General features: G+C 63.6%; 22 protein-coding genes and 1 tRNA gene. 8 read left to right on the forward strand and 15 right to left on the reverse strand.

The window, feature by feature from the left end:
• Positions 1-13 precede the first annotated feature (13 nt).
• The 4 genes from arc to NFJ07_RS21990 form a co-directional block, all read right to left on the reverse strand.
• Positions 14-1,828: a proteasome ATPase gene (gene arc, locus NFJ07_RS21975; RefSeq protein WP_269997808.1), complete on the reverse strand. Its 1,815-nt coding sequence runs from the start codon at positions 1,826-1,828 to the stop codon at positions 14-16.
• 101 nt (positions 1,829-1,929) lie between these two features.
• Entirely contained in the window at positions 1,930-2,982 is a 1,053-nt protein-coding gene (locus NFJ07_RS21980) for a tRNA (adenine-N1)-methyltransferase (protein WP_269997809.1), read from the reverse strand.
• A 118-nt stretch (positions 2,983-3,100) separates the two neighbouring features.
• On the reverse strand, positions 3,101-4,270 hold the full coding sequence (locus tag NFJ07_RS21985) for a site-2 protease family protein (protein ID WP_269997810.1): 1,170 nt from the start codon (positions 4,268-4,270) through the stop codon (positions 3,101-3,103).
• Positions 4,271-5,014, reverse strand: coding sequence for an HAD family hydrolase (locus NFJ07_RS21990; protein ID WP_269997812.1), 744 nt, complete (start codon positions 5,012-5,014; stop codon positions 4,271-4,273).
• A gap of 119 nt (positions 5,015-5,133) precedes the next feature.
• Here NFJ07_RS21990 and NFJ07_RS21995 point away from each other — a divergent pair, with 119 nt between their 5' ends.
• Positions 5,134-6,039 carry a PAC2 family protein gene (locus tag NFJ07_RS21995; RefSeq protein WP_269997814.1) on the forward strand — a complete coding sequence of 302 codons (906 nt, stop codon included), beginning with the start codon at positions 5,134-5,136 and terminating at the stop codon, positions 6,037-6,039.
• Positions 6,040-6,112: 73 nt separating this feature from the next.
• Here the strand turns inward: NFJ07_RS21995 and mshC are convergent, their stop codons facing one another.
• Together mshC and NFJ07_RS22005 are read right to left on the reverse strand one after the other, a co-directional pair.
• Complete coding sequence (mshC, locus tag NFJ07_RS22000) at positions 6,113-7,396, reverse strand: cysteine--1-D-myo-inosityl 2-amino-2-deoxy-alpha-D-glucopyranoside ligase (protein ID WP_269997816.1); 1,284 nt, start codon at positions 7,394-7,396, stop codon at positions 6,113-6,115.
• Positions 7,397-7,412: 16 nt separating this feature from the next.
• Positions 7,413-8,246: an undecaprenyl-diphosphate phosphatase gene (locus tag NFJ07_RS22005; protein WP_269997817.1), complete on the reverse strand. Its 834-nt coding sequence runs from the start codon at positions 8,244-8,246 to the stop codon at positions 7,413-7,415.
• A 52-nt stretch (positions 8,247-8,298) separates the two neighbouring features.
• Between NFJ07_RS22005 and NFJ07_RS22010 the strand changes: the two genes are divergently transcribed.
• Positions 8,299-9,231 carry an aldo/keto reductase gene (locus NFJ07_RS22010; RefSeq protein ID WP_269997818.1) on the forward strand — a complete coding sequence of 311 codons (933 nt, stop codon included), beginning with the start codon at positions 8,299-8,301 and terminating at the stop codon, positions 9,229-9,231.
• A 33-nt stretch (positions 9,232-9,264) separates the two neighbouring features.
• Here NFJ07_RS22010 and NFJ07_RS22015 read toward each other — a convergent pair whose 3' ends face one another.
• Positions 9,265-9,537: a hypothetical protein gene (locus NFJ07_RS22015; RefSeq protein WP_059389240.1), complete on the reverse strand. Its 273-nt coding sequence runs from the start codon at positions 9,535-9,537 to the stop codon at positions 9,265-9,267.
• 39 nt (positions 9,538-9,576) lie between these two features.
• Between NFJ07_RS22015 and NFJ07_RS22020 the strand changes: the two genes are divergently transcribed.
• Complete coding sequence (locus tag NFJ07_RS22020; RefSeq protein ID WP_059389241.1) at positions 9,577-9,810, forward strand: DUF5703 family protein; 234 nt, start codon at positions 9,577-9,579, stop codon at positions 9,808-9,810.
• Between the two features lie 44 nt (positions 9,811-9,854).
• Here NFJ07_RS22020 and NFJ07_RS22025 read toward each other — a convergent pair whose 3' ends face one another.
• Both NFJ07_RS22025 and NFJ07_RS22030 read right to left on the reverse strand, forming a co-directional pair.
• Positions 9,855-11,015, reverse strand: a complete 1,161-nt coding sequence (locus NFJ07_RS22025) for an acyl-CoA dehydrogenase family protein (RefSeq protein WP_269997820.1) — start codon at positions 11,013-11,015, stop codon at positions 9,855-9,857.
• A 10-nt stretch (positions 11,016-11,025) separates the two neighbouring features.
• Entirely contained in the window at positions 11,026-12,330 is a 1,305-nt protein-coding gene (locus NFJ07_RS22030) for a M20/M25/M40 family metallo-hydrolase (protein WP_269997821.1), read from the reverse strand.
• A gap of 277 nt (positions 12,331-12,607) precedes the next feature.
• Here NFJ07_RS22030 and NFJ07_RS22035 point away from each other — a divergent pair.
• Positions 12,608-12,690: transfer RNA gene (locus NFJ07_RS22035), tRNA-Leu, on the forward strand.
• A 236-nt stretch (positions 12,691-12,926) separates the two neighbouring features.
• On the opposite strand, the gene NFJ07_RS22040 is transcribed toward NFJ07_RS22035, so the two are convergent.
• The 3 genes from NFJ07_RS22040 to NFJ07_RS22050 are packed head-to-tail and all read right to left on the reverse strand — an operon-like array spanning position 12,927 to position 16,563.
• Positions 12,927-13,838, reverse strand: coding sequence for a MaoC family dehydratase (locus tag NFJ07_RS22040; RefSeq protein ID WP_269997823.1), 912 nt, complete (start codon positions 13,836-13,838; stop codon positions 12,927-12,929).
• On the reverse strand, positions 13,835-15,187 hold the full coding sequence (locus NFJ07_RS22045) for a 3-oxoacyl-ACP reductase (RefSeq protein ID WP_269997824.1): 1,353 nt from the start codon (positions 15,185-15,187) through the stop codon (positions 13,835-13,837). The genes NFJ07_RS22040 and NFJ07_RS22045 overlap by 4 nt, the downstream gene beginning before the upstream one ends.
• 5 nt (positions 15,188-15,192) lie before the next feature.
• Complete coding sequence (locus NFJ07_RS22050) at positions 15,193-16,563, reverse strand: acetyl-CoA C-acetyltransferase (RefSeq protein ID WP_269997825.1); 1,371 nt, start codon at positions 16,561-16,563, stop codon at positions 15,193-15,195.
• Positions 16,564-16,631: 68 nt separating this feature from the next.
• Between NFJ07_RS22050 and NFJ07_RS22055 the strand changes: the two genes are divergently transcribed.
• Positions 16,632-17,354, forward strand: coding sequence for a TetR/AcrR family transcriptional regulator (locus NFJ07_RS22055; RefSeq protein ID WP_269997837.1), 723 nt, complete (start codon positions 16,632-16,634; stop codon positions 17,352-17,354).
• Between the two features lie 35 nt (positions 17,355-17,389).
• A complete protein-coding gene (locus NFJ07_RS22060) occupies positions 17,390-19,501 on the forward strand; it encodes an acyl-CoA dehydrogenase family protein (protein ID WP_269997826.1) in 2,112 nt (703 codons plus the stop codon).
• A gap of 180 nt (positions 19,502-19,681) precedes the next feature.
• On the opposite strand, the gene glgA is transcribed toward NFJ07_RS22060, so the two are convergent.
• Positions 19,682-20,881 (reverse strand): glycogen synthase, encoded by a 1,200-nt coding sequence (glgA, locus tag NFJ07_RS22065; RefSeq protein ID WP_269997827.1) that lies wholly within the window; start codon positions 20,879-20,881, stop codon positions 19,682-19,684.
• 104 nt (positions 20,882-20,985) lie between these two features.
• On the opposite strand from glgA, the gene glgC reads away from it, so the two are divergent.
• Positions 20,986-22,368: a glucose-1-phosphate adenylyltransferase gene (glgC, locus tag NFJ07_RS22070; protein ID WP_269997828.1), complete on the forward strand. Its 1,383-nt coding sequence runs from the start codon at positions 20,986-20,988 to the stop codon at positions 22,366-22,368.
• 115 nt (positions 22,369-22,483) lie between these two features.
• The gene (locus tag NFJ07_RS22075) at positions 22,484-23,935 is read left to right on the forward strand and encodes an SDR family oxidoreductase (protein WP_269997829.1); all 1,452 of its coding nucleotides are present in this window, start codon (positions 22,484-22,486) and stop codon (positions 23,933-23,935) included.
• Between the two features lie 24 nt (positions 23,936-23,959).
• On the opposite strand, the gene NFJ07_RS22080 is transcribed toward NFJ07_RS22075, so the two are convergent.
• Entirely contained in the window at positions 23,960-24,811 is an 852-nt protein-coding gene (locus NFJ07_RS22080) for a transglutaminase family protein (RefSeq protein ID WP_269997830.1), read from the reverse strand.
• Complete coding sequence (locus tag NFJ07_RS22085) at positions 24,808-25,734, reverse strand: alpha-E domain-containing protein (protein WP_078108851.1); 927 nt, start codon at positions 25,732-25,734, stop codon at positions 24,808-24,810. The genes NFJ07_RS22080 and NFJ07_RS22085 overlap by 4 nt, the downstream gene beginning before the upstream one ends.
• Positions 25,735-25,907 lie beyond the last annotated feature (173 nt).

A 25,907-nucleotide genomic window follows, 5' to 3' on the forward strand; every position in this document is an offset into this window, starting at 1 on the left:
TCCGGCCGGGCCGTCACAGGTACTGGCCGGTGTTGGGAGTCGTTTCGATCGACTTCCCGGGCTCCTGGCCGGCCTTGCCCTGGACGATGGTACGGATGTAGGTGATGCGTTCGCCCTTCTTGCCTGAGATGCGTGCCCAGTCATCCGGGTTGGTGGTGTTGGGCATGTCCTCGTGTTCGCGGAATTCGTCGACGACGGCGCGCAGGAAGTGGTCGATCCGCAGGCCTTTCTGCTGGCTCAGCAGGAGATCCTTGATGGCGTACTTCTTGGCCCGATCCACGACGTTCTGGACAACCGCACCGGAATTGAAGTCCTTGAAGTAGAGCATCTCGGTATCGCCGTTGGCGTAGGTGACTTCGAGATACTCGTTGGATTTCTCCGTCGAATACATGGCTTCAACGGTGCGCTGGATAATGGCGTCAACCGTGGCCTGGACGTCGCCGCCATGCTCTGCCAGATCCGTCGCGTGGAAAGGAAGGTCGGTGGTGATGTACTTGGCGAAAATGTCCGCAGCCGCTTCGGCGTCGGGCCGCTGGATCTTGACCTTCACATCCAGGCGGCCGGGACGAAGGATAGCCGGATCGATCATGTCTTCACGGTTCGAGGCGCCGATCACGATGACGTTGTCCAGGCGTTCGACGCCGTCGATCTCGCTCAGGAGCTGCGGGACGATGGTTGTTTCGACGTCGGAAGAGACACCGGTGCCGCGGGTGCGGAACAGTGAGTCCATCTCGTCGAAGAACACCACCACGGGGCTGCCATCCGAGGCTTTCTCCCGGGCGCGCGCAAAAATCAGGCGGATGTGCCGCTCGGTTTCGCCGACGTATTTGTCAAGGAGTTCAGGACCCTTGATGTTCAGGAAGTAGCTCTTCAGGTCCACGTTGCCGGCCCGCTCGGAGGCGCGGGCGGCAAGCGAGTTGGCAACGGCCTTCGCGATCAGTGTCTTGCCGCACCCCGGAGGGCCGTAGAGCAGGATACCCTTGGGTGCTTTGAGCCCGTGTTCGCGGTACAGGTCCGGGTGCAGGAACGGGAGTTCCACCGCATCGCGGATCTGTTCGATTTGCGGGCCCAGGCCGCCGATGTCCTCGTAGGTAATATCCGGGACTTCCTCGAGGACAAGGTTTTCGACCTCTGCCCGGGGCACCTTCTCCAAGGCGTAGCCCGTACGGGAATCCAGCGACAAAGCATCACCGACGCGCAGGTGCACCTTCTGCAAAGCGCCTGAAAGCCTGACTACCCGCTCTTCATCGGCCCTGCCCACTACCAGGGCGCGGTCCGTGCCAAGCATTTCCTTAAGCGTGACGAGTTCGCCTGCCCGTTCATAGCCCAGGCCGGTCACCACGAGCAGGGCCTCATTGAGGAGGACTTCCTGTCCGACGGCCAGCTGGTTGATGTTCACGAGCGGGCTGACGCCCACGCGCATCTTGCGGCCGGCATTGAAGATGTCAACCGATTCCTCGGTGGCCGCCTGGCCGGTGCTGCCTGCCGTTGGCTGGCGCCTGGGATTGATCTGCAAGATGGTCCCGAAGCTGTACGGCGGTTGGCCGTCCTGTTCGAGGGCGCCTTTGAGCCGCAGGATTTCGGCCTTCGCCGTCTCCAACATGGTCACGAGCTTGGTGTTGTTCTGGGTGGCTGCGGCAAGCTGACGGTCGATGTGGCGCAGTTTGTCTCGAAGGATGTTTATCTGGCGTTCCGCGACAGTGAGTTCCCCGGAGTCGTCCACCGGTTGGATTGTCCCACCCCCGTGTCCCACTTTTCCCTCAGCCACAGCCTTGTTCGATGGCTCCTCCGGCGTTGTCCGCCCGAAGTCATTGTTCGACGTATCCACGAAGCATCAGCTCCTTCCCGCTTTCTATAAATAGACCTTAGCCCTCAAAAGCGTCGGGAAACCTGTGACATCCGGAATGCGGACCAGTTTGTGATCTTTCCTTAGGGAGCGGGCGTCGGGTCGTCCTTGACGTTGGTGCCGGCAATCGCATCGCGTGCCGCCCGCCGCAGTTTCTTGTCGGAAACCGCACGCTCTCCTACGGCTCCCGGTGTCCAGGCATTCAGGTCCTCTTCGCTGAACTCGGTCTTGGACGGACGCCGTTTGACGGAGATTCCGGTCACGCCGTCGGCGAGGCGACGGGTCACCAAGAGGAAGCCGGTGTGGGCCACCATGCGGTGGTCGGGACGGACGGCGAGGCCCTCAAGGTGCCAGCCACGGACCATGGACTCCCAGGCGTCCGGTTCCGTGAACCGACCGTCGGCACGGATGGCTTCTGCGGTACGGGAGAGCTGGGTCACGGTGGCCACATAGTTGATCCACACGCCGCCGGGGGCCAAAACGGTGGCTACGGCGTCGAGGCATTCCCAAGGAGCGAGCATGTCCAGCACCACGCGGTCCACGGATCCGGGCTCTTCGCTGCGGACAACTTCCTCCTGGAAGTCGCCCAGCGAGATCTTCCAGGCAGGGTGCGGACCGCCGAAAATGGTTTCCACGTTGCCCCGGGCGATGTCGGCGAATTCTTCGCGACGCTCGAAAGAGTGCAGGTAACCGCCGTCGCCCACTGCACGAAGCAGGGAGATCGAAAGGGCGCCGGACCCAACGCCGGCTTCCACAACGCGAGCACCCGGGAAGATATCCGCCATGGTGACGATCTGGCCGGCATCCTTGGGGTACACCACTGCGGCACCGCGGGGCATGGACAACACGAAGTCTGAGAGCAGCGGCCGGAGCGTCTGGTACTGCTGGCCGATGTTGTTGGCCACCACGGAGCCGTCAACCTGGCCAATGATTTCGTCGTGGTTCAGGAAGCCGCGGTGCGTGTGGAAAGCGCCGCCTTCCTCCAAGGTGATGGTGTTCATCCGGCCGCGTTCGTCCGTGAGTTGAACCCGCTCGCCCACACGGAACGGCCCTCGGCGCCGTGCCGCACCAGTCGGCTGGATGGCGGTGTTGGCGGCGCCTGTGGCCGTGTAGTTGGCGGCGGTTTCGCTGCTCATGGGTGTTTCCTCGCTCCTGTACGGCTGGGCCGTCATTTGTTGCCGCAGTTACTGCTTAGTGATGCGCACTGCCGGCCGGGTTATTTCACGGCCGGCAGGTAACTCTACCGGGAAGGTCCTATGGGCGTCCGCTCCGCCGGGCTACTTTACCTGTAATGGCTGTCACTACGGCCTGCTGCCGCAGCAGACCCCTGACTGTACCGATTTCGTCCACGACGGCGTATTCGGCGCCGCTGAGCTGCGCCAGGTACTGGATCAGCTCCTGGCCGCTTGAAGTCCAAGGCACGTAGGCGCCGTCGGCAAGGGGGGTCGAAACCGCCGTCACCAGCGTTGCGGATACCTGGGAGGCCGGCACGGCCGCAGCGGCAGCCGGATCGACGAGACCCTGCGGCCGGCCATCCGGTCCGCAGATCACGACGGCGGGACTACCGTAGGGTGCCACGCGCAGCACGTCCGCAACGGTAGCCGAGTTAGGAATCCCGACGGCGGGTTCGGCCAAGGCGGCGGCACTCACCGAGGGGAGGCGGCCGCGGAGCGTGGCCTGCTGGATGGCACCCGAGGCGCCCATCCAGAGAAAGCTGCAGACCAGGACAGCGATGAGCGTCTGAAGGAGATCGGGGCTGTTTCCGCCCAACAATTGCGCGACAATGAAGCTCACAACCAAGACGATCGCGATGACCCGTCCTGCCCACCCGGCGGCAACCGTACCCTTCTCCTGGCTGCCCGTCGCTTTCCATACTGCGGACTCCACCAAGCGGCCCCCGTCAAGCGGCAGGCCCGGGAGCACATTGAAAATGCCAATCAGGAAATTGGCCCACATGAAGATGTTCGTCAAGGTGTCCCCTACCCCGGTGAAGACACCCGCCTGCAGCAGCAGCCAGGCCCCACCCGCGAGGACAAAATTGGCCGCGGGTCCTGCCAAGGCAACAACCACCGAGCGGCCCGGGGAAGCGATGAAACTCTCGAACTGGGTGTGCCCGCCCCAAAGATTCAACACGATCTTCTCCGTGGGCCACTTGAAGGCCTTGGCGCTCAAAGCATGGGCGAGTTCGTGGACCAGCACGGAAAGCGCAAGGAGCACGGCATAGGCAAAGGCAACAAAGTAGGCGCCGATTCCCAAGGAGTGGTTCCGCAAGAGCAGCGCCGGTCCATAGGCGATCACGGTGAACGCCGCGATGATGAACCAGGAGTAAGCAAGGTACACGGGGATTCCCGCAATGCGGCCGAGCGGAATCCCGTCCTTGCTGCTGCTACGGCTGCTGTGGCCACCGTTCCGGGGAGCGCTCACTTAGTTTGCCTGCCCAAAGAGAGCCTGGGCCGGCACATTGGCGGATGCCCGGGCGGCAACCAGTGCTTCAAGGTCGGCGACCTTGCGTCCCTTGAGTGTGTCCCAGGTTGCCCGGCGGGGATCCTCGGGCAATGGCATCTGGTGCGGAATTCCGACAGTGACCACGCCGGAGGCGATCGCGGAAGCAACCCCCGGGACGGAATCCTCGAGCGCGACGCAATGATCCGCGGTCAGCCCGGGGTCTGTGGTCTGGAGGCGCTCGACGGCGGTGAGGTAAGCCTCCGGGTGGGGCTTTCCTTGGCTGACGGTGTCCCCCGTGATGAGGAACTCGAAGTAGGGCTTGGGGAGGTTGGCTACGACTTCCCGCGCCATCGGGCCTTCGGACATGGTCACGAGGGCGCAGCGGACGCCCGTTTGGTACAGCTCGTCAAGCAGTTCCTTGGCGCCGGGCCGCCACGGCACCTCGACGCGGAGACGGTCGATGACCTGACCGCTCAAAGCGTCGATGATCTCCCGCTTCTCAAGGTTCACACCGGCCGTCTGGAGAATGCCGGCCGAGTGCATCAGCGACTGTCCTACGAGCTGCATGGCTTGTTCATGGCTCCAGGCGCCGCCGTGCGACTCTACGAGGGTGCGCTCCGCGGCAATCCAGTATGGTTCGGTGTCCACCAGGGTGCCATCCATGTCCCATAGCGCGGCTTTGAGCTCGGCTTTTACAAAGGGCTGGGTGGCTGAAGCAAGCATGCCTAAAGTCTACGTGGAAGGAGGCAGGGCAATTGCCGCTCTACGCCCGGGGCGAAGTACGGCCACGCCGGCCCGCTCACGCCATGCATCGGTGGCGGTGTTGGACGTAGGGTGAGTGAATGAACAGTTTGGACGGAGCCCCTGACGGACAGGCCACTTCACCGGAGCCTGAGCGCCTTCTCCAGCCTGTAGCCGAAGGCCAGCGCATCACCGTGATGCTCGCGGCTTTCGAAGGCTGGAACGACGCCGGCGAGGCGGCCAGTGATTCCCTGCACTACTTAAACAAGTTGTGGCAAGGAAAGAAAGTGGCATCCGTTGATGCCGACGACTACTACGACTTCCAGTTCACCAGGCCGACCGTGCGACGCACGGCGGCCGGAACGCGCAAGGTGAAATGGCCTTCCACGCGCCTGTACAAGGCCAGCGTCCCGGACAGCAACGTCGATGTGGTGTTCGTGCTCGGCACCGAGCCTTCCTATCGCTGGCGCGCCTACACGGCAGAGCTTCTGGTCCATGCCGAAACGCTCAAAGTTGACTACGTTGTGCTGATCGGCGCCCTCCTGGCAGATGTCCCGCACAGCCGCCCGATCCCCGTTAGCACCACCTCGGACGACAGCGGACTGAGGCAGCGCTTGAACCTGGAGGCTTCGCAGTACGAGGGGCCGGTAGGCATTGTGGGGGTACTGGCGGAATTCGCCCTGCTCGCGGGGCTGCCCACGGTGTCGCTGTGGGCAGCCGTGCCGCACTATGTCGCACAGCCGCCCTCCCCCAAGGCGCAACTGGCCATCTTGAACAGGATCGAAGATCTGCTCCAGGTGCCCTTGGACACCCATCCCCTCAACGAGGAATCCGAGGCTTGGGAGCGCGGCGTAGACGAACTGGCCACTGAAGACCCCGAAATCGCTGCCTACGTGCGGCAGCTCGAAGAGGCCAAGGACACGGCTGACCTACCGGAGGCCAGTGGCGAATCCATTGCACGCGAGTTCGAGCGCTACCTCAAGCGCAGGGGCAAGGACAAGCCTTAACCCAACGCGGGGTCACTTACGGCCCGTCCAAGAGGACATTATGGGCCGTAAGTGACCCCGCGTTGTTTAGATATTAGAGTTCGACGCCGAGCAACGCGTTGACGCCGTCGCTCACCAGCGCGCCGTCCAACGGGCAAGACTTGGCGTTGGACGGGTCGCTGAGGGCCACCGCTGCCCAGGCATCCACGGCGGCGATCGCGCCGGGAGCATTGAGGTCGTTGGCCAGCTCGGCACGCATCCGCGTCAGCAATTGCGCGGCTGTCCCCTCGGGAGCAATGTCCCGGGCGGCCCGCCACGTGTTGAGCCGTTCCTTGGCCTCCGCAAATCCTCCATCGGTCCAGGACCAGTCCGAGCGGTAGTGGTTGGCCAGGATCGCCAGGCGGATTGCTGCGGGCTCTTCGCCCGCAGCACGGAGCTTGGACACAAGCACCAGGTTGCCCTTGGACTTGCTCATCTTTTCACCATCCAGGCCCACCATTCCGGCGTGGGCATAGTGGCGTGCCAAGGGAATGCCGCTGAGCGAATACGCGTGTCCAGCGCCCATTTCGTGGTGCGGGAACACGAGGTCCGATCCGCCGCCCTGCACAGTGAAGGGGGCCGGCAGGTACTTCTGGGCGATGACAGTACATTCAATATGCCAGCCGGGACGTCCGTCACCGAGGCTTGCGCCGGGCCAGCTCGGCTCGCCGTCGCGGGCAACGCGCCACAGCAAAGGATCAAGGGGATTTCGCTTGCCGGACCGGCCGGGATCGCCTCCGCGTTCCGCGAAAAGCTCCAGCATTTCCACTTCGCCGAGCCCCGAGATGTCGCCGAGTGTCCACGCGTCCGGGCTATCCGAAGCCTTGCCGGCTGCCTCGACGTCGTAATAGACGTCGCCGTCGGGTTCGCCATCGGTGCCGTGCACGCGGTAGGCGAGCTCGTCCGCGATCAACTTCTCGATAGCCGGGACAATCATCGGGATCGCCTCGACGGCTCCGATGTAGTGAGTCGGAGCCAGCACGTTGAGGGCGTCCATGTCAGTGTGGAAAAGCTCGATCTGGCTTGCCGCCAGCTCCCGCCAGTCAACGCCGGTGGCGGTAGCGCGCTCCAGGAGGGGGTCGTCGACGTCGGTGACGTTCTGGACGTACGCAACCCGCTGGCCGCTGTCCCGCCATGCCCGGTTGAGCAGGTCGAAGGCGACGTAGCTGGCCGCATGGCCCATGTGGGTGGCGTCGTAGGGCGTGATGCCGCAGACGTACATGGATTGCTCCGCGCGCGGCTCGACCTCCACCACGGCCCTGAGGGCGGTATCGAAAAGCCTCAATGAGGGCATGCTGCCGGGTAGTTCAGGCACAGGGCGGGAGATCCACGATTTCACAGCCTCAACCATAGTGCTAGGCGCTGATGACATTGAAACCGAGCAATACATAGAGGGCGAGTCCTAGGAGAATGCGGTACCACACGAAGACACGGTAGCTGTGGGTGGAAATGAATTTGAGGAACCAGCCAATGATGATGAAGCCCACAACGAACGCGATGACGGTGGCCAGGGCTGTTTCAGGCAGGCCGAAGGGCCCGGTGATTCCGTCCTTCGACACCACCTTGTACAGCTGGTACAGGCCGCTGCCGAAGACAGCGGGTATGGCCAGCAGGAACGAATACCGCGCGGCCGCTTCACGGGTGTACCCCATCAACAGGCCGGCGGTGATGGTTCCACCGGAGCGGGAGACGCCCGGGATGAGCGCCATGGCCTGGGCCAGCCCGTAAAGGATGCCGTGCTTGAAGGTCAATTGGCTCAGCTCGCGTTCCTGCCGGCCAACGGCGTCGGCTACCGCAAGGATCATGCCGAAGACGATGAGCATGGTGGCCACGATCCACAGGCTGCGCAGGACGGATTCGATCTGGTTCTGGAAGAGCAAGCCAAGCACGATGATGGGCAGGCTGCCGAGGATGACCAACCAGCCCATCCGCGCGTCGGGATCGTCCCTCGAGACCTTGCCGCGCAGCGATCCGAACCAGGCGCGCACGATCCTGACGATGTCCCGCCAAAAGAAGACGATGACGGCCGTCTCGGTGCCCAGCTGGGTGATGGCCGTGAAAGCAGCACCGGGATCCGCCGCATTGGGCAGGAACGAGCCGACAATTCGCAGGTGTGCGCTTGAAGAAATCGGAAGGAATTCTGTCAGGCCCTGCACGAGGCCAAGGAAGGCTGCTTCTATCCAGTTCACGTGAATAGACCCTACGTCATGATCTACCCGATCTCCCCGTAAGCTATCAGCTATGCAGCAGCGTTACGTCGGCAACAGTGGGTTTAGGGTGTCCACCCTTTCCCTGGGCACCATGTCCTGGGCGGAAGAAACGGACGAACAGGATGCACGGGAGCTGCTCCATACGTTCATCGCGGCAGGCGGCACCATGATCGATACCGCGGCTTCCTACGCAGGTGGACAGGCCGAGGCTCTCCTGGGTTCCATGCTGGGGGACGTTGTGGCGCGTTCGGAGGTTGTCCTCTCCACGAAGGCGGGCGTCTCGGCGTCGGACGGCCGGCGCAGCGTCGATGCCTCCCGCGGTTCCATGCTGTCCGCGCTCGACGCCAGCCTAGCCCGTTTGGGCACCGACTACGTGGATATCTGGTTCGCGCATGCTTGGGACGGCAACGTTCCGCTGGACGAAACGCTTTCCGCACTTGACCTTGCGCTGCGCTCGGGACGTGCACGGTACGTAGGCATCTCCAACTACAACGGCTGGCAGACCGCCAAGGCTGCGGCCGTCGCGGGATTCACCGTGGTGGCCAACCAATCTGAGTACTCGCTCCTGCACAGGAAGCCCGAAGACGAACTGGTGCCCGCCGTCGAGGATGCCGGCCTCGGCCTCATGGCTTGGGGGCCCCTCGGTCGCGGGGTGCTCAGCGGCAAATACCGTGGACAGATTCCGTCCGAATCACGTGCGGCGGAGGGCCGCCTCAGCGGCTACGTCGAAAAGTACCTCGACGCGCGAGGGGCACGGATCGTCGAGGCAGCGGCAATGGCCGCGCGTGGACTGGGACGGTCCGCCGTCGACGTTTCGCTGAGCTGGTTGCTCTCCCGCCCGGGCGTATCAACGGCCGTAGTGGGCGCACGCAATGCGGTCCAGCTCAAGGAACTGCTCGATGCTCAGCTAGCGCCTCTTCCCGCCGAAATTTCGCGGGCACTGGAAGACGTTTCAGCGATCTGACTCAGCTGTTACTGCGGCATTACTGGTCCGGCATTACTGATCGAGGATCTCCAGCTCGTCTTCATCGAGGAGTTCATTGTTGTCCTCGTCGTCATCTTCTTCATCGTCGTCGAACACCTGAAGTGGTGTGACTTCCGAGTAGGCCTCGTATAGTGAGTCCTCATATACCTCAAAGGCATCTGCGACGGCGAAAAACGCTGCCTCCACAGTGGGATCTCCTTCGCCCCGGCGGGCGGAAGCGGCAATCAGGTGCTCTTCCAAGGCGGCTGTCAATGACTGAAGCGCGACACGCGGATCGATGCTCATGACTTCACGTTAGCCCGAAAAAGACGAAAATGGAGAGGGATGAGAGAACAATTTCTGAGCAGTTCAGTGGAGCGTCAGAGGGACTACGCAAGGCAGTACGAGTATCTCGTACTGACTGTCAGCCCTGACGATTCCTTGCCCGAGGCGCGACGTCGGCTCGTGGAGCACTCCGAGTATGGCAAGTGGGAACTGGAGCGGAGCATCCTCTATATCGGCGGCGGTCGCCGGTTCTGGCTGCGCCGTAGAGTACTCAACGTGCAGCGCACCGTGTAGCAGCGGCCGTGCTTTCGGGTTGCCCACTCCAGCTTTCGAGCGTTTCAACTTTCGAGCGGGCCGAGCCACGCGTTGGCGACCGTGGTGTGCGCTGATTCGTCATTGGAGGGATGGAAGATCCCGGCCAGCACATCGCGATACAGCCGTTCGAGTTCGGAGCCACGGAAGTAGCTTGAGCCTCCGGAGACCCGGATGGCGACATCCACCATGCTCCGGGCGTTCTCCGTAGCCCGCACTTTGAGCCCGACGAATTTAGGAAACCACTGCGCACCGTGATCGACGAGGGCATCTACGTCACGGGCAACTGACGCCAGCTGTGGCTGGATGGAATCCATTGCCATGGCGGCGTCGGCGATCTTCCAGCGGATGTCCGGGTCTTGCGAGAAGCTTCGGCCGCCGTACTTGGCCGAAGTACGGCGCTTGGCGGACTCAACCGCCAGCGTGAATGCCCGCTCCCCAATGCCCGTGTAGACGGCGGCAAGCAGCGTTTCGAAGCACGCGAAGATCGCGAAGATCAACGGATCCTGGTTGGGTCCCACGGGCAGTTTCCGGAAGATCCGTTCCGGCGGCACCGTGGCGCCGCGGAGGAGCGTGGTGTTCGATTGGCTGGCCCGCATGCCCAGGGTGTCCCAGTCGCTCAGTGTCTCGTGGCCCGGGGCGTCGCGTTGGATGAAGCCGAAAACCAGCTCTCCTTCCCCCTCCCGTGCGCCGCCGTCCTTGCCGAAGATCCCGAGGCGGGTCCACGCCGGTGAAAGGCTCGTGAAGATCTTTCTTCCGGTGAAGCTGTACCCGCCGTCTGGCTGGGGTTCCGCCGTAGTCCCCGAGTCAAAGAGCATGGAGTCGTTACCCGGTTCGGAAATCCCGAAGGCAAAGACCTCGCCCTGTCCGGCCTCCTTGAGGACATAGTCGAGAGATGTGTCGCCACGGGCCGCCAGGACGTGTGCGACGCCGGTCCAGACAAGGTGCATGTTGACAGCCAACGCTGTGGCCGGGGCAGCCGTGGCGAGCCGGCGCTGAAGCGCCGCCGCGGCTTCGAGCCCGAGCCCCAGTCCGCCGTCGGCCTCGGGGACAAAGATCTTCAGGTAACCCGCCGCAGCGAGCTCCCCAAGGTCCTCGTGGAAGAACGAGTTGTTCTGGTCGTAGCCCGCGGCACGGCCCCGGATGCGGTCGAGCAGCTCGTCGGGCAGGATCTCCTCGAGGATCAACGCGTTCTCCCTAGTAGTTGCTGAGAAGGGTGTTGAGCACCCGGGATCCGAACCTGAGCGAATCGGCCGGGACGCGTTCGTCAACCCCGTGGAACATCCCGGTGAAATCGAGTTCCTCCGGGAGCATCAACGGGGCGAACCCGTAACCTGTGATGCCGATCTTGCTGAGCGACTTGTTGTCGGTGCCGCCGGACAAGGTGTAGGGCAGCACCTTGGCGCCGGGGTCTTCCGAGTGCAAGGCGTCGATCATGGCGTCTACCAGATTGCCGGCAAACGGCACCTCCAGGGACACGTCCTTGTTGACGTAGCTGACCTCCACGCCGTCTCCCGCAAGTTGTTTGATGGTTTCGAAGACCATCTCCTGCTGGCCGGGCAGCGTGCGGCAGTCAACCAGCGCTTCCGCCGATTCGGGGATGACGTTGTGCTTGTATCCGGAGCTCAGCAGCGTGGGGTTCGAGGTGTTTTGCAGGGTAGCGCCGACGAAACGCGCTACGGTGCCGAGTTCCTTCAGCAGGGCCTCGGGGTTGTCCGGATCGAACTCGACGCCGGTAAGTTCCGTGACACCGTCGAGGAACTGGCGGGTGGTGGGGGTCAGCTCGATCGGCCAGGGGTATTCGCCGATTCTGGTGACTGCCCCGGCCAGGCGGGTGATCGCGTTGTCCGTGTTGATTTGCGAACCGTGCCCGGCACGGCCGTGGGCCACGAGACGCAGCCAGGAAAGGCCCTTCTCCGCGGTCTGGAGCAAGTAGGTGCGCTGGCCTCCGATGGTGGCCGAGAAGCCGCCTACTTCGGAGATCGCTTCCGTAGCCCCGTCGAAGAGTTCCCTGCGGTGCTCGACGGCGTAGCGCGCGCCGTAGTTGCCCCCGGCTTCCTCGTCAGCGAAGAAGGCGAAGATGATGTCGCGTTTGGGCTTGCGTCCCGTGCGGGCGAAGTCACGCATGACCGAGAGAATCATGGCGTCCATGTCCTTCATGTCCACGGCGCCGCGTCCCCAGATGAGTCCATCCTTGAGTTCGCCGCTGAAGGGATCCACAGACCACTGGTCCTTGAGGGCAGGAACGACGTCGAGATGGCCGTGCACCACGAGGGCGCCGGCCGAGGGGTCCTCCCCCGCCATGCGCGTGACGACATTGGCCCGGCCCGGAGCCGACTCAAAGATTTCAGCGTCCAATCCCACTTCGCTAATAAGCGCCGCGGTGTATTCCGCTGCAGCGCGTTCCCCGGGACCGGAATCGTCACCGAAGTTCGAGGTGTCTATGCGGATGAGCTCCTGGCAGATCCGGACTACTTCGTCCTCGGGTCGGATATCAGTCATGGAACTCTCCTTGCTGGCTGGGATTCACGTGCTCCGGCGGTCAGCGTCATGGTGCGGACGCTTCCCCCGCGCTTCACTCAGCCTACCCACCGCATGCCCGTTTGGCCGCGTGTTTTCCGGCGTTTTGGCGCGGATTGACGAGCGCCAATTGCCATTGCCGGCCCGCTCTCCAGCTCCCGTTTTTTCATTTCCCAGAAACCGTGTTAGAGTTTTTCTCGCTGCTTCGGAGGAAAGAGAAGCGCCGAGAGGCGCAGAACGAAGGCTCCGAACACCACCTGCGCGGGTGGCGGAATGGCAGACGCGCTAGCTTGAGGTGCTAGTCCTCGAAAGGGGGTGGGGGTTCAAGTCCCCCTCCGCGCACAATTACAAGGCCTGGAATTATGATAATTCCAGGCCTTGTTTGTTTAACGTGAATTTGTGTTTTCAGACACTAATGCGGCGTTCATCACATTTATTAAATTGCATTACCGGTAATTCATTCGAGGCAGTGATCAGGCCTCCGGCCCTTTCTCCGATCCTGTGTCCGAGAAGCACGACGGCGGCCCCCCACGTGGGTGACCGCCGTCGTCGTTGTATTGAAACCTCAGGGCGGAGCCTTAAAGCGCCGTCACGGATCCGCTGAAGTGCCTCCTGCCGCTTCGTGGGTTCCAGGCGACGTAGTCCGACCGCTCCCACGACCCTGACGCGGAGTGGACCGTGCCGATCTCCAGGGCCACCCGCGCCGGGAGGAACACCGGCGCCTCGAAATTCACGTCCCATCGGAACGCTTCCGACTTCACCGAGCCGACGTCGGCCAAGGCCCGGGAGGCAAGGTACATGCCGTGCGCGATTGACCGCGGCAGGCCCAGCGCCTTGGCCGAGAGGAGGCTCAAGTGGATCGGATTGAAGTCTCCGGAGACGGCGGCGTAGAGGCGGCCGGTATCCACGCCGAGCTCCCATACGGCAGTTTGTGCGGGTGCCGTGAACTCCGGTGGAGCGGCGGCCGCGGCGGCCTTATCGACTCCCGGGAGGAAGACCCCCTTGGCCAAATACGTCGAGATGCCCCGCCAGAGCAAGGCCCCGTCGCTGCTTGATCGAACTTCGGCGACGACGTCCAGTTGGGTTCCTGCCCTGTGGCCGCGCATGTCCTCGGCCCAGGACCGGACGTCGAGCGGCTCATTGAACTGAACGGCCCGGAACTGCTCAACTTGGTTCTTCAAATGGATCATCCCCAGCAGCGGAAGCGGGAAGTCGTCCCTGTTCAGTACGCTCATGGAAACCGGAAACGCGAGGGCATGGATGAATCCAGCGGGCAGTGCGTCACTCGCAGTCTCGCCGATCAGGTGCTGGTACGCGGTGAGGTTCGCGACGTCGGCCCGCACCCCGCGGACCTCATGGCTCCCTTGGGGCAGCGCGGTGGCAGCCTGGAACCCCAGCACCCTCCGCCGTGCCGCCGTCGCCGCCGCATTCACGTACAGCTTCGAGAGGGACGGCAGATCCCCCAGGATGAGCGGTTGTTCCGTCGTCATGCACCCACCAGGTTCTGTCCACAGACCCTGAGCACTTCTCCCGTGATTCCGGCGGCCGCATCCGATGCCAGGAACGCAATTGCCTCTGCCACGTCCCCAGGCAGGCCGCCCTGCTGCAGCGAATTCAGCCTGCGGGCCACTTCCCGGGTAGCGAAGGGGATCCGGGCGGTCATGTCGGTCTCGATGAAGCCGGGCGCGACGGCGTTGATGGAGCCGCCGCGTTCTGCAAGTAAGGGCGCCGTGGCCCTGACCATGCCGATCACTCCCCCCTTGGAAGCAGCGTAGTTGGTCTGCCCGCGGTTGCCGGCAATACCGCTGGTCGAGGCCACCGACACGATCCGTGGGGTTTTATGGAGCTGGTCCGAGCCCAGGAGTGCCTCGTTGATTCTCAATTGCGAAGCGATGTTCACGCCGATGACGGAATTCCAGCGGCCCTCATCCATGTTCGCCAGGAGCTTGTCACGGGTGATGCCGGCATTGTGGATGACGATATCGAGGCCGCCATGGCGTTCCACGGCGTGGTCGATGATCCGTCTCCCGGCGTCCTCGGCCGTGATGTCCAATTGCAGGGCAGTGCCATGGACCTCGTTGGCGACGGCGGCGAGGTGGTCCCCCGCAGCGGGAATATCCACCACCACCAGCCGGGCGCCGTCCCGGTACAGGGTTCGCGCGATCGCCGCTCCGATTCCGCGGGCGGCTCCCGTGACGACGGCTACCTTCCCTGCCAAGGGCTTATCGGCGTCGGCGGAAAGCCGGCCGGCGCCTGACGTGACAGTCAGGAACTGACCATCCACGAACGCGGACCGGCCGGACAGGAAAAAGCTCAGCGCACCCAGTGTGCTGGGGCTCGTGGTGCCGGCACCGTCCGCCAGGAGAATGCCATTGGCCGTGGCGCCTGCCCGGAGTTCCTTGGCCAGCGAACGCAGCAGCCCGTCGACGCCTTGACGAGCGGCGGCAACAGCCGGGTTGGCCGCAGAGGCGGAAGTGCGGGAGATTGTGACGACCCTTGCGCCGGGGGCCAAATCGCGGAGGGATGGAGCCGCAGTGAGAACGGGTCCGGCAAGCTCATCGGGGTGCTCGACGGCGTCAAGCACGAGGATGATCGCGCCCAGCTTTTCCTTGGGCAACGCTGCGCGCCGAACGTCGAGGCCCCAGCCCACAAGGGCTGCAGCCAATTCGTCGGCGCCCACGGTGCTGCCGTTCCCGTTCCCCAACACAAGGACCGGACCCGGGACCAGCGGTTCCCCCGCTTTGTACCGCCGGAGAACGACGGGTTGGGGCAGGCCGAGCTTTTTGGCCAGGTCCTTGCCAACCCCGTGACTGACAAACTGTGTGTATTTGTCCGTCATGCCGGCTACCGCCCTTCCGGAGCCGAGTAGGCCTCAAGGATCGCGACGACGCCCTGACCTCCGGCTGCGCAGATGGAGATGAGTCCGCGGGCGGGACGGCCGTCCACCGGGCCGTTGTCGTGGAGCATCTTCGCCAGCGAGGCGACGATCCGCCCGCCAGTGGCGGCAAAGGGATGGCCTGCGGCGAGGGATGAGCCGTTGACGTTGAGCTTGGCACGGTCGATCTTGCCGAGGGCACCATCCAGTCCCAGCCGGGTACGGCCGAATTCCTCGTCCTCCCACGCGGCGAGCGTACTCAGGACGGTGCCCGCAAAGGCTTCGTGAATTTCGAAGAAGTCGATGTCTTCGAAGGACAGCCCGTTGCGTGCGAGGAGTCGCGGCACTGCAAAGGCCGGGGCCATGAGGAGTCCGTCCTTCCCATGGACGAAATCGACGGCCGCCGCCTCGCCGTCGACGACTACAGCCAGCTTGGGCAGGCCGCGGGCGTCCGCCCATTCCTCCGTGCCGAGGAGCACCGTGGAAGCACCGTCCGTGAGCGGGGTGGAATTGCCGGCCGTCATGGTGGCCTCCGCTCCAAGGCTCTTGCCGAAGACGGGCTTGAGGGTGGCCAGCTTCTCCATGGACGTATCGGGCCGGAGGTTCGAATCACGGCTAAGCCCACGGTACGGAGTCACGAGGTCATCAAAGAAGCCACGTTCGTAGGCTGCGGCGAGGTTGTGGTGGCTATTGAACGCAATCTCGTCCTGCGCTTCGCGGCTGATCTTCCATTGGGCCGTGGTGAGCGCCTGGTGCTCTCCCATGGACAGGCCGGTCCTCAGTTCCCCGGTGTTCGGAGCATCCGGGGCGAGGTCCTTGGGACGCAGCCGCGAAAGGACCTTAAGCCGCTCAGGCAGGGACTTGGCGCGATTGAGGTCAAGCAGGATTTCGCGGAGGCCCTCACTCACGGCAATAGGGGCATCCGACGCAGAGTCGACGCCGCCGGCGATGGCCGAGTCGATTTGGCCAAGCTTGATCTTGTTGGCGAGGCCCAGGACGGTCTCAAGGCCGGTGGCGCACGCCTGCTGGAGATCGTAGGCAGGCGTCTCCGCGGAGAGGGCAGATCCAAGCACGGCTTCGCGCGTCAGGTTGAAGTCGCGGGAGTGCTTCAGGACAGCTCCGGCGGCGACCTCACCGATCCGCTCCTCTTGAAGTCCGAAACGTGCGATCAGCCCGTCCAGTGCCGCCGTCAACATGTCCTGGTTCGATGATTTGGTGTAGGCGCCGCCGGTCCGGGCAAAGGGGATCCTGTTCCCGCCAACCACCACGGCCCTGCGGAGTGTGCCCTGGCCTACGGGGGTTTCGTGTGGTGCGCTCTCGGAATGTGCTGCTGCAGGCATGCGTTTCTCCTTATGATCACATCGGGTTACTGATACCCAGCGTACCTGATACGCTGAGTATCGTGAACATCCCCAGCCCAGGACTTCCTGCCGACCCCGACGCCGGGACCCCGCCTCCCGCAGACGGCGAGGCTCCCGCCGTCGACGGCCGTGCCGCCCGCTGGCAGGCCCACCGCGAAGAGCGCCGGCGCGATCTCATCAAGGCCGCCCGCAAGGCTGTCCATTCGCTGGGCAGCGAAGCCTCCATGGAGGACATCGCAACCGCCGCCAGTACCTCCAAATCGGTGTACTACCGCTATTTCGGGGACAAAGCCGGCCTGCAGCAGGCAATGGGCGAAGTAGTGCTGGGACAAATGCAACGGCGGATGAAAGAAGCGGCAGAGAGCGCGCAGACTCCGCGCGAAGGCCTGTTCGCCATGGTCTCCGCGTACTTGCAGATGGCGGAGTCCAGCCCCGCCGTCTACGCGTTCATCACGCGGCTCTCGCAAGGCGAACCCTCTGCGCAAGACGCCATCGCCGCCTCGGGAGCCCTCGGCCACTTCTTCGAGTCGATCAGTGCCATGATCGCCCGGCCCATGCGGGAACACCTGGGGGCGGAAAAGGAAGCACTGATCGACTACTGGCCCACTGCGGCCATCGGTCTGGTCCGCAATGCCGGCGAGAGGTGGCTCGGTAGTCCCGCCTCCCCCGCAAAGCCCGACCAGGAAACCATGGCGGCCCAGATCACCGATTGGCTGTGCGTGGGAATCGCCCCGGAACTCAAGATCAACTCCCCTGAATATCAGCAATGACACATCAGTTGTTCGGAACCAAAGAAGGAATCACCATGACTGAAGTAGTGGACCGCACCTCCTCCAGCAACCGCGCGGCCGCCGGAACGGCTGCAACCACACAGCCCGCTGCGCCTGCCGCAGCTACGGTGGATGCGGCGGAACTTGGCGAACTGCTGCTGGGCAAGTGGGCCCACATCCGGCACACGGCCCGTGACCTCGCCGGCCGCCCCGAGGTGCACAAGATCGAGGGCTTGACGCATACCGAGCACCGCAAGCGTGTATTCGGGCAGCTGAAGTACCTCGTCGAGAACAACGCCGTGCACCGGGCTTTCCCCGCCAGCCTGGGCGGATCGGATGACCATGGTGGCAACATCGCCGGCTTCGAGGAGCTCGTCACAGCCGATCCTTCACTTCAGATCAAGGCCGGGGTCCAGTGGGGTCTCTTCGGTTCGGCGGTCATGCACCTCGGCACGGAGGAGCACCAGAACAAATGGCTGCCCGGAATCATGAGCCTGGAGATCCCCGGCTGCTTCGCCATGACTGAAACCGGACACGGCTCCGATGTTGCGAGCATTGCCACCACGGCCACGTATGACGAGGCCACGCAGGAGTTCGTCATCAACACTCCGTTCCGTGCCGCATGGAAGGACTACATCGGCAACGCAGCCGAGGACGGCCTGGCCGCCGTCGTGTTCGCCCAACTGGTGACCCGCAACGTGAGCCATGGCGTCCACGCGTTCTATGTTCAGCTGAGGGACCCGGACACCAAAGAGTTCCTGCCTGGAATCGGCGGCGAGGACGACGGCGTCAAGGGTGGCCTCAACGGCATCGACAACGGCCGCCTGCACTTCACCGATGTCCGCGTCCCGCGCACCAACCTGCTCAACCGCTACGGCAACGTCTCCCCCGAAGGCGAGTACACCTCGCCGATCGCCAGCCCGGGACGGCGCTTCTTCACGATGCTCGGCACCTTGGTGCAGGGCCGCGTCTCCCTCGACGGCGCAGCGGTCGCGGCAAGCAAGGTGGCCTTGACCGCCGCCATCCGGTACGCCGCCGAGCGGCGCCAGTTCAACGCCTCTTCGCCCACTGAGGAGGAAGTCCTGCTGGACTACCAGCGGCACCAGCGCCGCTTGTTCACCCGGCTTGCCACCACCTTTGCGGCGAGCTTCGCACACGAGCAGCTGCTCGAAAAGTTCGACGACGTCTTCTCCGGCCGGCACGACACCGACGCCGACCGCCAGGACCTCGAGACCCTCGCCGCGGCCCTCAAGCCGATGAGTACCTGGCACGCCCTCGACACGCTGCAAGAGTGCCGCGAGGCCTGCGGCGGCGTAGGATTCCTCATCGAGAACCGTTTCGCCTCGCTCCGCGCTGACCTGGACGTCTATGCCACTTTCGAGGGTGACAACACCGTGCTGCTCCAGCTCGTCGCGAAGCGCCTCCTGGCCGACTACGCCAAGGAGTTCCGCAACGTCGGCTTTGGCGTGCTCGCCCGCTTCGTGGCTGCCCAAGCCGCGGATGTCGCCATCAACCGCACCGGCCTGCGGCAAGTGGCGCAGTTCGTGGCAGACACCGGATCAGTGCAAAAAGCTGCCTTGGCCCTGCGGGACGAAGAAGGCCAACGCACGCTCCTGACAGACCGGGTGCAGTCCATGGTGGCGGAGGTGGGTTCTGCGCTCAAGGGTGCAAACAAGCTTCCACAACACCAGGGCGCCGCACTGTTCAACCAACATCAGGACGATTTGATTGAAGCCGCCCAGGCCCACGCAGAACTCCTGCAATGGGAAGCGTTCACGGAAGCACTCGGCAAGGTCAGTGATCCGGGTACCTTGCAAGTGCTGACATGGCTTCGCGACCTGTTTGGCCTCTCCCTCATCGAAAAGCACTTGTCCTGGTACCTCATGAACGGCCGCCTTTCCATGCAGCGCGGACGCACCGTGGGCGCCTACATCAACAGGCTGCTCGTCAAGATCCGTCCCCACGCCCTGGACCTGGTTGATTCCTTCGGATACGGTCCGGAGCACCTGCGGGCGGCGATCGCCTCGGGGGCCGAGAAGGAACGCCAGGACGAAGCCCGCGGCTACTTCCGGGCGCAACGGGCAAGCGGCAACGCCCCCGCCGAGGAGAAGAGCCTCCTCGCCTTGAAGGGAAGGAAATCCAGCTAGCATCCCGCCGTGACCGGCCGGTGAACAGTTGCCGAATCCTTTTAGACGACGACGGCGCCGCACCCCTTAGCGGGAGTGCGGCGCCGTCGTCGTTCTTCCCCAAGTGACTCGCAGTTGTTGTCGCTATGAGCCCTCAAAACGACACTTACTGCGAGCTAGTTGGGCTCGCGGGTTGGGGGGTTAGGGGGCGAGGACCGAACGATAGACCTCAAGGGTTGTTTCGGTAATCGACTCCCAGGAAAAATGCTCCTCCGCCCGGACACGGCCCGCGGCACCCATGACCTTGGCTCGCGCAGGATCGGACACGACCTCGTTGAGGGCGGCGGCGAAATCTGCGACAAACTTTTCGGGATCCAGCGGGGTGCCGGTACCGTCCGTGACCTGCTCCAGTTCAACCAGCAGTCCCGTTTCACCGTGCTGGACCACTTCGGGGATGCCGCCGGTAGCGCTTGCCACTACGGCTGCGCCACATGCCATGGCCTCGAGGTTGACGATGCCGAGGGGTTCGTAGATCGACGGGCAGGCGAAGGCCGTGGCATGGCTGAGGACCTGGATGAGCTCATGCCTCGGAAGCATGCGTTCGATGACCAGTACGCCTTCGCGTTTGCTCTGCAGGTCCTCGATGAGCCGGGCCGTTTCCGCTGCGAGTTCGGGAGTGTCCGCCGCGCCCAGGCAAAGTACAAGCTGCACATCTTCCGGCAAGCTGGCGGCTGCCTTTAGGAGGTAGGGAACACCCTTCTGGCGGGTGTTGCGCCCAACGAAGACCACACTCGGCTTGGCGGGGTCGATGCCAAGGGCGCGAATTGCGTCTTCGCCTTCGTCCGGCTGCCACATCTCGACGTCGATGCCGTTGTGCACCACCCGGACCTTGGCGGGATCCACGTTCGGATAGCTGCGCAGGATGTCCTTCCGCATGCCGTCCGAGACGGCGATGATCGCCGCGGCGGCCTCATAGGCGGTCTTTTCAACCCACGAGGACAACGCGTAGCCACCGCCCAACTGCTCCGCTTTCCACGGCCGCAACGGCTCCAGGCTATGGGCGCTGAGAACATGGGGTATCCCATGCAACAGGGACGCCAGGTGGCCGGCCATGTTGGCATACCAGGTATGGGAATGGACCAGGTCCGCTCCGGCGATGTCCGGCACGATGCGCAAATCCACCCCGAGGGTCTGGACGGCGGCATTGGCCGCTCCCAGATCATCCGGGGTGGAATACGACGTCACCGTTGCCCCGTGGAAGTCCGCATCGCGGGGCGCGCCGAAGGCTCGCACCTGCAGATCCACGTGCTTCGCCAAGACGCGGCTGAGCTCGGCAACATGCACACCGGCCCCGCCATAGATTTCGGGTGGAAACTCTTTAGTCACAATGTCTACGCGCACGCTACCTAACGTAGTCCTTCCGGAGTATGTGTTCTAGTGTGAAAGGGTCCGGCAACCCGGGCTTTTTTCGGGGGCTACAAAGACGTACAGGGAGAGCAAACACCATGGCGTTGAAGAAAGTATTGTCAATTGTGTTGGCTGGCGGCGAAGGAAACCGCCTCATGCCATTGACGGCAGACAGGGCCAAACCTGCGGTGCCGTTTGCGGGGGGGTATCGATTGATCGATTTCGCTCTCTCGAATCTGGTCAATTCCGGGTACCTCCAGATCGTGGTGTTGACCCAGTACAAGTCGCACAGTCTTGACCGCCACATTTCCGAGACCTGGCGGATGTCCACCCAGCTGGGCAGATACGTGGCCTCGGTTCCCGCCCAGCAGCGTGTGGGCAAGAGCTGGTTCCTCGGCAGCGCGAATGCCATCTACCAGTCCCTGAACCTGATTCACGACGCCAACCCCGACATTGTGGTGGTTGTCGGAGCGGACCACGTTTACCGCATGGACTTCCAGCAAATGGTCCAACAGCACGTGGCCAGCGGAGCCAAGGCCACAGTTGCGGCCGTCCGCCAGCCGCTGAACATGGCTAACCAGTTTGGCGTGATCGAAGTCGACAAGAACGATCCCCAGAAGATTTCGGCGTTCGTGGAAAAGCCCGCTGAAACGGAAGGCCTCGCGGCCGACCCCACGCAGTTCCTTGCCTCCATGGGCAACTACGTCTTCGACGCCGACGCCTTGGTGGAAGCCCTTCGCGTCGATGCGGAGCGCCTCGACACCAAGCACGACATGGGCGGAGACATCATCCCCTACTTCGTGTCCCAAGGTGAGGCCGGGGTCTACGATTTCACGCTCAACGACATTCCCGGATCCACGGATCGCGACCGCACCTATTGGCGCGATGTGGGCACTATCGATTCCTTTTACGACGCCCACATGGACCTGATTTCACCCATGCCGATTTTCAACCTGTACAACTCGGAATGGCCCATCTATACGCGGCAGAGCATTTCACCGCCGGCGAAGTTTGTCCGCGGCGACAACAACACGGTCGGCACCGCTTTGGACTCCATCGTGGCCAGTGGCTCGGTGATCTCCGGAGGAATCGTGGAAGGGTCCGTCCTCTCCAACGATGTTTACGTTGGACCGGCCACCAGGATCCAGGACTCGGTGCTGATGGACAAGGTGCGCATCGGTGAAGGCGCCGTGGTCAAGCGAGCCATCATCGACAAGAACGTGAAGGTTCCTGCCGGGGCCGCCATTGGCTTGGATGCCGACCTCGACCGCGCCCGCGGCTTCAAGGTCACCGAATCCGGAATCACCGTACTCGCCAAGGGTCAGGTGGTACCGGAGCCTGACGCTTCCGAGCTCGCCCTGGCTGCCGAGTACCGCCTCTCGGTGCCGGAGGCGATCAAAGCTGCCACGGAGAAGTTCCCCGAGATCAGGGACTCCGCGGAGCAGGTCACGAAAATCCAGGCTTCCTCGGTAGAGGTCTGACCCGGAACCCCGTAACGCCGGAACCAGGACAGCCCCGGCCTCCCAGGCGCCAGCAGGCCTCGAGCCTCTGTCGCCTGGGAGGCTTTGCTGTGCCCGACCCTGTAAAATTGACCCAATGAGCCCCGCCGATTTGACGCCTGAAGAGATCCAGGCCTGCCTCAAGGTCTTGAACACCATCCACGCCTACGACGAGGAGCACCCGGACTACGTCGCCATCCGTCGTGCCACGGGAAAGATGTTCAAAGCCGTCAAGCGCCATCGCCGGGTGACCAAACGGGACGAGATCGCGGAAGCAGACCGCGCAGTGATTGCACTGACTGCCACCGCAGCCCCGGACAGGATCGACGACGAGACCCGCGGCAACAAGCTGGCTACCTCGGCCACCGGCGAAATCGCCGGCCACCTCATCCGGTCCCGGCCCTGCTACATCTGTAAGCAGCACTACACGCAAGTAGACGCGTTCTACCACCAGTTGTGCCCGGAATGTGCGGCCTTCAGCCACAGTAAGCGCGATGCCCGCACGGACCTCAGTGGACGCCGTGCCCTCCTCACGGGTGGGCGCGCCAAGATCGGCATGTACATCGCACTCCGCTTGCTCCGCGATGGGGCACACACCACCATCACCACTCGCTTCCCCAAGGACGCGGCACGCCGCTTTGCCGCCATGGAAGACAGCGCGGACTGGTTGCACAGGCTCAGGATTGTGGGCATCGACCTCCGTGACCCCTCACAGGTCATGGCCCTCACCGATTCCCTCAATGAAGCCGGCCCGCTCGACATCATCATCAACAATGCCGCCCAAACAGTCCGGCGCTCGGGGAATGCATACAAGCCGCTGGTGGATGCCGAGGACGAGCCGCTTCCGGAGGCCCTGCAGGCAGCCAATGGCGGTCCGGAGCTGGTCACATTCGGCCACGCCCACGACAAGCATCCGTTGGCCATCACCCAAAGCGTCACCGATCATCCCGTGCTGGCGGGTGATGCGATTACCTCGCTCGCGTTGTCCACGGGCTCGGCGTCGTTGGCGCGGATCGCCACGGGCACCGCGATCGACGCCGGCGGCCTGGTTCCTGACCTTGCGACCATCAACAGCTGGACCCAAGTGGTGGACGAAGTCGATCCGTTGGAGCTGCTAGAGGTTCAACTCTGCAACGTCACGGCGCCGTTCCTCTTGGTCAGCCGGCTCCGCGGGGCCATGAAGCGCTCCATGGCACACAGAAAGTACATCGTGAACGTCTCGGCCATGGAGGGGCAGTTCTCCCGCGCCTACAAGGGCCCCGGGCACCCGCATACCAACATGGCTAAGGCCGCGTTGAACATGATGACGCGGACCAGCGCACAAGAGATGCTGGACAGTGACGGGATCCTGATGACCGCCGTCGACACGGGATGGATCACTGATGAACGCCCGCATTACACCAAAGTCCGGCTCATGGAGGAAGGCTTCCACGCACCGCTCGACCTTGTGGATGGGGCGGCGCGTGTCTACGATCCCATCGTCATGGGCGAAAAGGGCGAAGACCAGTACGGCGTCTTCCTGAAGGACTTCAAGCCCTCCCCCTGGTAATCCAGGCGGAGGGCCGCAAGCCTTCTAAGTGAGCCGCGTGATCTCGACAGTCACGGTAAGGCCTGAGCCGCCGCCGCCGGACAGGATGCCCTTCAGGGGAGGAACATCCCGGTAGTCCCGGCCCCGCGCCACAGTGACGTGGAGATCTCCGGCAGGCTTGTGGTTGGTGGGATCCCAACTGCGCCATTCCCCGTCCCACCATTCCAGCCACGCGTGGGATTGGCCTGCGACCGTTTCGCCGATCTCGGCCGTGGGCCGCGGATGGATGTAACCGGACACGTACCGGGCTGGAATGCCGCAGCTGCGAAGCGAGCCGATGGCCAAGTGGGCCAGGTCCTGGCAGACTCCTTGACGCTGGTTCCAGGCTTCCTCGGCGTTGGTGGTGACGCCCGTGGTGCCTTTCACGTAGCTCATTTCGCCGCGCATCCATTCGAAAATGGCCATGGCAGTCTCGTGCGGGTTCTTGCCGGCCACGACGGCGGGAATGATGCCGAGGACTTCATCCCCCGGACCACTGAGCTGCGACTGCGGCAACCAGTCGCTGAACTGGTCCCGGATCTCGTCGGAAGCCATCACATCCCAGCCGACAATCTCTTCGTCCAAGGCCACGCGTTCTACCCGGTGGACCTCAACGGTGGTGGTGGCCACCACTTCGAGGCGCTCGTGCGGCATCTGCATATCGAAGGCGGTCACGCGGGTGCCCCAATAATCACGGTAGGTGCTCACGGCAGCTTGCGACGGCGTGATCTTCAGTGAGGATTCAAGGACCACCTGTTGCGGATCGGTCAACGGCGTCATGCGTGCCTCGTTGTACGACAGGGTCACGCGGCGGTTGTATTTGTAGGCCGTCTTGTGGACGATGCTCAGCCGGGTCATGAAACTTCTCCCACCCAGGCCAGTTCATCCGCCTGATTGAAGTACTTACGGGAAATCGCGTCGGAGGCCTGCGTGACGGCCTTCTGCACCCGGTCCATGTGCTCGGGCAGCTCGGACATGAGATCGTCCGTGCGATGGAACTCAAGGAAGGTGCGGGCCTGGCCGACGATCCGACGGGCGTCATTGATGAAGCCCACCCGCTGCGCGGAGGGATCCAACTTGGCCAGGCACTCGTCGGCGTCGCGCAGGGCGAAAACGATGGAGCGCGGGAACAAACGGTCCAGCAGGAGGAACTCGGCAGCGTGTTGGTCTCCGAAGGCCGCACGGCGGGTCCGAAGGAATGACTCGTAGGCACCAGCGCAACGCAACATGTTCACCCAGGACATTCCCGCGGAGAGGACATCCCTGGTGGACAGCATCCGCGCGGTCATGTCGGCACGTTCGAGTGAGCGGCCAAGGACCAGGAAAAGCCAGCTTTCGTCGTGGCTCACCGTGGTGTCCGCGAGGCCCCTGACCATGGCGGTGCGTTCCAGTACCCAGTTGCAGAAGCGGTACGTGCCCACGACGTCCTTGCGGTGCTGGTTCAGCCCGTAGTACGTGGTGTTGAGGCTCTCCCACAATGAAGAGGACACGGTCTCGCGGGCCCGTCGCGCATTCTCACGCGCAGCCCCTAGGGAACCGGCAATGGATGTGGCGCTCGTCTTGTCGTAGGCGAGGGCGTGAAGGAGCTCGGGCAAGCCGAATTCCTCGCTCTGCGGCCTGGCTCCCATGACAGCCAGGAGTTCCCTCGCCACGCTGCGTTGCTCCTCGAGCGGCAGGTGGTTCAGGCGTTCGAGATGGACGTCCAGGATTCTGGCCGTTCCGTCGGCCCGCTCCACGTAACGGCCGATCCAGAAAAGGGATTCAGCAATACGGCTCAGCATGGGGCTGTGCCTCCTTCGGGTCCTGCGTTGTGACGATGAATGTATCTTGCTCCGGCACCATGGCGTGACGAATCACTGCTGCTGGTCCGATTGGCGGTCCCGCCAGTTGCTTTCGACGGGCCAGACCGAGACCTGTTCACGGACCGTGATGGAGGAACGGGGCAGCTCCGCTG

The sequence above is a fragment of the Arthrobacter sp. B2a2-09 genome (assembly GCF_027587375.1).
Classification (GTDB): Bacteria; Actinomycetota; Actinomycetes; order Actinomycetales; family Micrococcaceae; genus Arthrobacter.

Coding starts and splice junctions, on each gene's coding strand:
- NFJ07_RS21980 (WP_269997809.1), bottom strand. CDS start 2,982: ATGAGCAGCGAAACCGCCGCCAACTACACGGCCACAGGCGCCGCCAAC.
- NFJ07_RS21990 (WP_269997812.1), bottom strand. CDS start 5,014: ATGCTTGCTTCAGCCACCCAGCCCTTTGTAAAAGCCGAGCTCAAAGCC.
- NFJ07_RS21995 (WP_269997814.1), top strand. CDS start 5,134: ATGAACAGTTTGGACGGAGCCCCTGACGGACAGGCCACTTCACCGGAG.
- NFJ07_RS22010 (WP_269997818.1), top strand. CDS start 8,299: ATGCAGCAGCGTTACGTCGGCAACAGTGGGTTTAGGGTGTCCACCCTT.
- NFJ07_RS22015 (WP_059389240.1), bottom strand. CDS start 9,537: ATGAGCATCGATCCGCGTGTCGCGCTTCAGTCATTGACAGCCGCCTTG.
- NFJ07_RS22020 (WP_059389241.1), top strand. CDS start 9,577: ATGAGAGAACAATTTCTGAGCAGTTCAGTGGAGCGTCAGAGGGACTAC.
- NFJ07_RS22030 (WP_269997821.1), bottom strand. CDS start 12,330: ATGACTGATATCCGACCCGAGGACGAAGTAGTCCGGATCTGCCAGGAG.
- NFJ07_RS22040 (WP_269997823.1), bottom strand. CDS start 13,838: ATGACGACGGAACAACCGCTCATCCTGGGGGATCTGCCGTCCCTCTCG.
- NFJ07_RS22045 (WP_269997824.1), bottom strand. CDS start 15,187: ATGACGGACAAATACACACAGTTTGTCAGTCACGGGGTTGGCAAGGAC.
- NFJ07_RS22050 (WP_269997825.1), bottom strand. CDS start 16,563: ATGCCTGCAGCAGCACATTCCGAGAGCGCACCACACGAAACCCCCGTA.
- NFJ07_RS22060 (WP_269997826.1), top strand. CDS start 17,390: ATGACTGAAGTAGTGGACCGCACCTCCTCCAGCAACCGCGCGGCCGCC.
- glgC (WP_269997828.1), top strand. CDS start 20,986: ATGGCGTTGAAGAAAGTATTGTCAATTGTGTTGGCTGGCGGCGAAGGA.
- NFJ07_RS22075 (WP_269997829.1), top strand. CDS start 22,484: ATGAGCCCCGCCGATTTGACGCCTGAAGAGATCCAGGCCTGCCTCAAG.
- NFJ07_RS22080 (WP_269997830.1), bottom strand. CDS start 24,811: ATGACCCGGCTGAGCATCGTCCACAAGACGGCCTACAAATACAACCGC.
- NFJ07_RS22085 (WP_078108851.1), bottom strand. CDS start 25,734: ATGCTGAGCCGTATTGCTGAATCCCTTTTCTGGATCGGCCGTTACGTG.